Source organism: Oscillibacter sp. UBA6647, from assembly GCA_002455655.1.
GTDB lineage: Bacteria > Bacillota > Clostridia > Oscillospirales > Oscillospiraceae > Oscillibacter.
In genome coordinates, this window is record DKLF01000148.1 from 1,571 (window position 1) to 1,888 (window position 318).

At 58.2% G+C, this 318-nt stretch carries 1 protein-coding gene; it reads left to right on the plus strand.

The window, feature by feature from the left end; genetic code table 11:
* Positions 1-318: ATP-binding cassette domain-containing protein (locus tag B2W96_RS10985; protein ID WP_293010386.1), on the plus strand; the 318-nt coding region annotated here is incomplete at both ends.

The following is a 318-nucleotide window of genomic DNA, read 5'->3' on the forward strand; positions in this document are numbered from 1 at the left end:
CGGCGCTGGAAAATCCACGCTGGTGCGCTGTATTAACCTTTTGGAGCGGCCCACCGCCGGTGCCGTCCGTGTAAACGGCGCGGAGCTGACCGGCCTTTCCCAAAAGGAACTGCGCAAGGTCCGCCAATCCATCGGCATGATCTTTCAGGGCTTTAACTTGCTCTTCCAGCGCACAGCGCTGGACAACGTGTGCTTTCCTCTGGAGCTTGCAGGTATGAGCCGGAGTGAAGCCCGGCAAAAGGCCCGTCCCTTTTTAAAGCTGGTGGGTCTTGAGGATAAGGAATCTGCCTATCCCGTTCAGCTCTCCGGCGGACAGAA